A 4818-nucleotide genomic window follows, 5' to 3' on the forward strand; every position below is an offset into this window, starting at 1 on the left:
GCAGCAAGATTTTATCCCGACTACAACACCGGCCATTTGTTAACCAGCGGGTAGCGTCGATCCTTGCCAAACCCGCGCTGGGTGACGCGTACACCGGGTGCGGACTGGCGGCGTTTGTATTCGTTGCGATCCACCAGACCCACCACGCGCAGTACGTCTTCGCGGCTGAATCCGGCATCAATCAAGGCGCTGGCCGACAAGTCGTCTTCGACATATCCCTTCAGAATTTTGTCCAGTACCGGGTAGGGCGGTAAGGAGTCTTCATCCTTCTGATCCGGTGCCAGTTCTGCTGATGGTGGGCGATCAATCACTCGCTGCGGAATCACATAACCTTGCTGATTGCGCCATTCAGCCAGCTGAAAAACCAGGGTTTTGTAAACATCCTTGATGGCATTAAAACCACCCACCATGTCGCCATACAGAGTGCAATAACCCACCGCCACTTCACTCTTGTTGCCGGTAGTCAGCACCATCAGCCCCAGCTTGTTGGACAGCGCCATCAACAGGGTACCTCGACAGCGTGCCTGCAGGTTTTCTTCGGTGGTATCTCTGGCGGTTCCGGCAAAGGTATCCGCCAGGCCAGACATAAAACTGTCCACCATCGGTGCAATGGGGATCACTCGGTAATCAATCCCCAACAACCGGGCTTCTTCTTCGGCATCTTCTACACTCATGCTGGCGGTGTAGTGGTAAGGCAACATCACGCCGGATACACGATCAGCACCCAGAGCATCTACCGCAATGGCTGCTGACAAGGCAGAGTCGATACCGCCGGACATACCCAGCACCACGCCTTTAAAACCACTCTTGTTGACATAATCCTGCAAACCCAGCACCAGTGCGCCATATAAATAGGCTAGATCACCCGGCAAGGCCGACAACTCGCCGGGCAACAGTCTGACACCCTGCTTTTTTTCCAGTGTGCAGAGCATCTGGGCTTCCTTTAAAGCCGGAGCCTGCACCAGTACTTCACCCTTTTCACTGATAGCAAAAGAGGCGCCATCAAACACCAGATCATCCTGCCCACCCACCAGATTGCAGTACACCAACGGGCAAGTATGTGTACGGCTGTGTTGTTGTGCCAGCGCCTGACGTTCGCTGAGTTTACCCTGATGCCAGGGTGAGGCATTTAATACCAGCAGGACTTCAGCTCCTGCCGCCACGGTTTTTGCAGCCGGTTCTTGCTGCCACAGGTCTTCACAAATCAGCAGCCCCACAGCAATCTGGTTGATGGTGACTACACAGGGTGTCTGACCGGCAACAAAATAGCGTTTTTCATCAAACACCTGATCATTGGGCAAACACTGTTTGTGGTATTCCGCCAACCATTGCCCTTGATCCAGCACTCCGGCAGCATTAAACAACTGTCCATTTCGGCGGATCGGATAACCAATCACCAGAGTGATGCCGTGGATTTCTTTCTGTAGCCGTTGCAGCTGTTCTTCCACTCGTGTTTGAAGAGCTGGGCGCAGCAATAGATCCTCTGGCGGATAACCAGTCAGTGCCAGCTCTGGCACCAGCAGCAGATCGGCACTATCTTCAGCCACCAGATCATGCGCCAGCTGTAAAATTTTTGAAGTGTTGCCCGCAAGGTCACCCACTACAGGGTTGATCTGGGCAGAAACAATACGAAGGGTCGACAAGCTGAGGCTCCATCAGTCGGCAGGAAACAGAAAGCTGTTAGAATGGGCGTTATTTTGAGCAAACGCGGGTCAAATAGCAAAGATTCGCACAACAACAAAACCTTATTGCTGCACTTAATTCAAACATGGAGAAACCTGCATGAGTCTTTTAATTGTACGCTTGGTGGTTTTTGTATTGCTGTTCTGGGCTGGCTGGCGTTTATGGCAGTTCTGGTTGCAGCAGCAGAACAACCGGCTGGATCAAAACAACAGCAGGGATCAAAAGCTCGAATCCGAGGACTCAGAAACGATGATTCCCTGCGCCCAGTGTGGTGTGCACCTGCCAAAGAACAGCGCCATAGAATCAGGGCAGCATTATTTCTGCTGCCGTGAACATCAAGAGGCTTTTGATAAAGAAGACAAGGAATAAGGTGCTGGGTCGATCACTGGTGGTCGTTTTAACAGCTGGTCGACCATCACTCGTGTTGCCGCCGGCGCCAGCACCAAGCCATTACGAAAATGCCCGGCACTGACAAACAAGTTACGAAAGCCGGGTACTTCACCCATCAGCGGAATGCCATCAATACTGCCGGGGCGCAAACCTGCCCAGTGGTGTTCGATTTCATAATCCCGCAGCCGTGGCAGTAACTGGTAAGCCGTATCCCGCAAAGAGATCAGCGCGTCTTCGGTGGTGTGCTTGTCAAAACCGACATACTCCAGCGTGGAACCGGCCAGAATCCGACCATCTCGGCGCGGGATCAGATACCGCCCATCCATCAGTACCACTCGATTCACCAACCCCGGCGATGCCTTGAACAGAATCATCTGCCCACGTACCGGTTTGATGGCTGTTTTGACACCCAGATCCTGCAATAAACCACCTGTCCAGGCTCCGGCACACAGGATGGTGCGACGTGCAGAAAAAATCATCTGTTTGCCTTCCACACCCAGCACCTCACCCTCATCGTGGTAAATGCGCTTGATCTCGGTATCTTCCAGAATGCGTATATTGCTGCGCAACTTCAGTGATGCCTTGAGTGCCTGCCCCAGACGAGGATTACGAACACTGGCAACACCCGGCATCCACAGGGCTTCTTTAAAACCGGGGGCAACATCCGGTTCCTTGTCATACAAAAACGAAGCATCTACTATCTGTAAATCTCGCTGTTCACGTTTGGCCCAGTCCAGAGCATCCTGTTGATCCGGCACTCGCAAAAACAGTAAACCCTTGGCACAAAACTCGGAATCAATGCCGGTTTCTTCCAGCAGTGTGGCAGCAAGCTGCGGGTAATAATCCTGAGCATAAGCCGCCAGCGCCGTAATCTCCGGTGGATAACGCCAGGGATACAGGGGTGAAACAATGCCACCCCCTGCCCAGCTGGATTCACGTGCACACTCACCCCGCTCCACCAGTGTGACATCCGCTCCGGCATCTGCCAGCTCGCGCGCCAGCATCATGCCGATCACACCACCACCCAAAATCAGAAAATCACTCATTTTTTTCTCCACTGGGCAATTCCAGACGGGCTTTTTCAACCAGCTCCTGCGGTAAGGCACGAGTGACTGAAACACCCAGTTCATTAAATTCCGAAGCCTGTTTGATCAGATTACCCTGCCCGGTGGATAACTGCCCCATGGCTCGATCAAAGGTTTCGCGGGTTTTATCCAGCTGACCACCCAGGCTGGACATGCTTTCCAGAAACACCCGCAGCTTGTTGTAAAACTTCTCAGCACGATTAGCCAGCTCTGCAGTATGTTTACTCTGATTCTCAAAACGCCACAACTGACCCACAATACTCAGACTGGTCAGCAGGGTTGTGGGTGTTGCCACCAACACATGATTTTCAATCGCCCGTTGATAGAGTGACGCATCCTGCTTGAGTGCCAGTACATAAGCCGACTCCACCGGAATAAACAGAATCACCGCTTCCGGTGAGTTTAAACCCGGCAAACGAAAATATTCCCGATCTGCCAGCTCGTTGATACGATCTCTGACTGCGCGGGTATGTTCTGCCAGTGCCACACTGCGTTCGGCATCCGTTTCTGCGGAGGTATAGCGGGTATAGGCATTCAGTGAAGTTTTAGCATCAATGATCAGGTGTTTGTCCTGCGGCAGATAAACAATGGCATCCGGTCGCCGCCGCCCATCCTCACTCTGAAAACTCACCTCACGTTTGTAATCCACTCCGGCCCGCAGTCCGGATTGTTCCAGCACCTTCTCCAGCACCATCTCACCCCAGCAGCCCTGCTGTTTAACATCTGAACGCAAGGCTTTGGTTAACTCTTCGGCTTTTTCGGTGATGGTCAGGTTTAACTGCTGCAGGTGGATCAGCTCCTGACGCAAGGCACTGCGCTGTTTGGTTTCTTCGGTATGCAGGGCTTCCACCTTGCTGCGAAACTGCACCACATCCTGCTGCAATGGCTGTAACAGATGGCGGATATTCTCGCTGTTCAGCTCACGAAACTGCTGACCTTTTTTCTCCAGGATGTCACCGGCCAGCAACTCAAAATCCTTTTTCATCTGCTCACGCGCCGAGTTCAACAACTGCAACTGCTGCTCGTGGCTTTTCTGGCGCTCCTGCTGCAGGCTGGAAACTTCCGCATGTTCACGAATCAGTTCTCGGTGTCTTACCTGCTCAATCTGCAAATCCTGCCGCACCTGCAACAACTCTTCCTTTAACTCATTAATACGAGCTTCAGCTGCTTCAGCCAGAGTCCGTTGTGTGGCTCGCGTCACCAACCAAACCAGCAGCATACCCACCAGCAGGGCAACCAGTGCAATCACCGCATTTATTATCAGGGGTTCCAACACACCACATCTCCATCACTTCAGTAAATAACATCATAACAGGCATTTTTGTTATCCTGTGCATCTTGCAAACTATTGGAGCCTATTGGAGCGTGACCATGACCCTGAATGAGCTGCTGGAAGAACTCAACCGCCAATCTGTTGATTTTAAAAAAGTCATCGAAGTGATTGAGGCGGAATACAGCTTCACCCCAACACGTTTTATTAATGGCAGCCAGGTCAACGAAGCCAATACCAACAACGGCTCCTGCAAGATTTTTGCCTTTGGTCAGCTGCATGGATTGAGTGAACAGGCCACTCTGAATGCCTTTGGTGATTTTTACACCCAGGATGTTTTACAAAACCCCGAAGGTAGCGACCACCAGAACATTCGTAACTTCATACAAA

Annotated in this window: 5 protein-coding genes; 2 read left to right on the plus strand and 3 right to left on the minus strand. The window is 52.0% G+C overall.

Translation table 11 applies throughout. From position 1 onward, the window contains the following. Window positions 1–20: 20 nt before the first annotated feature. The gene (locus IBX50_RS17290) at window positions 21–1643 is read right to left on the minus strand and encodes an NAD+ synthase (RefSeq protein WP_292257546.1); all 1623 of its coding nucleotides are present in this window, start codon (window positions 1641–1643) and stop codon (window positions 21–23) included. Between the two features lie 139 nt (window positions 1644–1782). Between IBX50_RS17290 and IBX50_RS17295 the strand changes: the two genes are divergently transcribed. Beyond that, window positions 1783–2052: a PP0621 family protein gene (locus IBX50_RS17295; RefSeq protein ID WP_292257547.1), complete on the plus strand. Its 270-nt coding sequence runs from the start codon at window positions 1783–1785 to the stop codon at window positions 2050–2052. Here the strand turns inward: IBX50_RS17295 and thiO are convergent. Both thiO and rmuC read right to left on the minus strand, forming a co-directional pair. Continuing rightward, window positions 2019–3119: a glycine oxidase ThiO gene (thiO, locus tag IBX50_RS17300; protein ID WP_292257548.1), complete on the minus strand. Its 1101-nt coding sequence runs from the start codon at window positions 3117–3119 to the stop codon at window positions 2019–2021. The genes IBX50_RS17295 and thiO overlap by 34 nt on opposite strands. Next, on the minus strand, window positions 3112–4434 hold the full coding sequence (rmuC, locus tag IBX50_RS17305; protein ID WP_292257549.1) for a DNA recombination protein RmuC: 1323 nt from the start codon (window positions 4432–4434) through the stop codon (window positions 3112–3114). Before rmuC ends, thiO begins: the two co-directional genes overlap by 8 nt. 95 nt (window positions 4435–4529) lie before the next feature. On the opposite strand from rmuC, the gene IBX50_RS17310 reads away from it, so the two are divergent. Further along, a partial coding sequence (locus IBX50_RS17310) for a HopJ type III effector protein (RefSeq protein ID WP_292257550.1) occupies window positions 4530–4818 on the plus strand: 289 nt, incomplete at its 3' end.

It is taken from the genome of Marinospirillum sp., from assembly GCF_014859565.1.

What these genes read in the sequence shown, in the direction of transcription:
- IBX50_RS17295 (WP_292257547.1), top strand. Translation starts at nt 1,783, where the DNA reads ATGAGTCTTTTAATTGTACGCTTGGTGGTTTTTGTATTGCTGTTCTGG.
- thiO (WP_292257548.1), bottom strand. Translation starts at nt 3,119, where the DNA reads ATGAGTGATTTTCTGATTTTGGGTGGTGGTGTGATCGGCATGATGCTG.